Annotated in this window: 2 protein-coding genes; one reads left to right on the forward strand and one right to left on the reverse strand. The window is 63.8% G+C overall.

Going from position 1 to position 1,573, the window contains the following annotated elements; genetic code table 11:
* Positions 1-496, reverse strand: a 496-nt coding sequence (locus VF617_RS10990) for a glycosyltransferase family 32 protein (protein WP_331014933.1), incomplete at its 3' end; no start/stop codon positions are given.
* Positions 497-602: 106 nt separating this feature from the next.
* Here VF617_RS10990 and VF617_RS10995 point away from each other — a divergent pair.
* Positions 603-1,573: ABC transporter transmembrane domain-containing protein (locus VF617_RS10995; RefSeq protein ID WP_331014934.1), on the forward strand; the 971-nt coding region annotated here is incomplete at its 3' end.

Genomic DNA, 1,573 nt, shown 5'->3' on the forward strand with positions numbered 1-1,573 from the left:
GAAACGGGTGACCCGGCGCGCAGACGATGTGCCATTGCTGAAACTCGCCGGCGCCGAACGGCTCCAGCTCCGGGTGAAGCCCCCAATTGGGGTGACGCCCCCCCGCCTGATTGTCCCAGCGCGCCAGCAGAAAGCGCGCGCCCACCTCCCGGAGCCGGTCAAGGGGCCGGTGGCTGCTGCTCTTGATGTCGAGATAAACGCCGCCGACCGCATACATCAGCAGGTAGCGGAACAGATCCGCCCGCGCCGCGCCGTAGGAAGGATCGATCCTGCGGTACTCGGCGAGGATCCCGCTGCCGTAATGCCCAAGGATCAGCGCTTCGATGTCGAGGTCGTCGTACAGGCGATAGTCCCACCCGGGATTGTCGCTGCGCAGCCGGTCCGCATTGGCGAGCAAAGCGGGCGGGAGGTTCTTGGTCGGGAAGGTCTGGTGAATGATGCGCGGAATCTCCGCGCCTTCTTCGATCCGCGGCAGAACGATGTCGCTTTCACTCATTGCTGCTCCAGATCGGCGCGGGCGGCTTAGGGTAGATTTCCGGGGCTTGAACGGCCACTAGGCTGCCCGAGACTTAGGCTGGCGCGCTCAGCGAACAAGGGATGTTATGAACGATACCGACGCTGCGGAAAAGAGCGCAACCGGCTCGATTTTCTGGAGCGGGGCCGCCGCTGTCTACGCGCTGATGGGCCGCGCCCGGCGCCTGCAGCTCGTTGCCACGCTTATTCTCATGACGTTCGGGGCGGTGGCGGAGCTGGTCACGATCGGGGCTGTCCTGCCGCTGCTCGCGCTTGCCGCCGACCCGAGCTATTTCGACCGCTTCCCGGCGGCCCAACACGTTCTGGCGCTGTTCGGGGCTGAACCGGGTGGCAATCTGGTCGTTCCAGCGGCCACGCTCCTCGTCGCCGCCGCGATCTTCTCAGGCATCGTCCGCCTGGCGCTGGCCTGGACCAGCTATCGGTTCGTGTACGGCGTGGGCTACGACATCAGCATGGAGATCTACCGACGCCTGCTTCGCCAGCCGTATGAACTCTACGTCCGGCAGAACAGCAGCGTCGCCTTGTCCGCCGTGCAGAAGATCTACAGCGTTATCGTCGGCATCGTCTCGCCCGTACTGCTGGCCTTCACCTCCGCGATTATCTCGATCTGCATCGTTGTTTTCCTGTTCGTGATCGATCCACGCACGGCGAGCTTCGCAACCCTGTCGGTCGGCGCCCTGTATGTCGGCATCAGCCTTGCGTCCAAGAAGGTCCTCCTCGCCAATTCACAACGCATTTCGGCCGTTCACACAGAACGATTAAAGGTGGTCCAGGAAAGCTGGGGCGGGATGCGGGACATCATTCTTGAGCATTCCCAGCCGCTTTTCGAACGCAAGCTTGCCGCGCATGAGGATGACATGCGGCGTTTGTGGGCGACCGGCAACTTCCTGACCGATGCGCCGCGATTCATTGTGGAAGGCATCGGCATCATCGTCGTCGCTTTGCTGGCGGTGTATTTCAGCTTTCAGCCGGGCGGGCTGCTTGCCGCGATCCCGGTGCTCGGCGCGCTCGCGGTCGGCGCGCAGAGGCTGCTGCCGCT

Origin of the sequence: Sphingomonas sp. (genome assembly GCF_036388215.1) — a bacterium.
In the GTDB taxonomy this organism is placed as follows: domain Bacteria; phylum Pseudomonadota; class Alphaproteobacteria; order Sphingomonadales; family Sphingomonadaceae; genus Sphingomonas.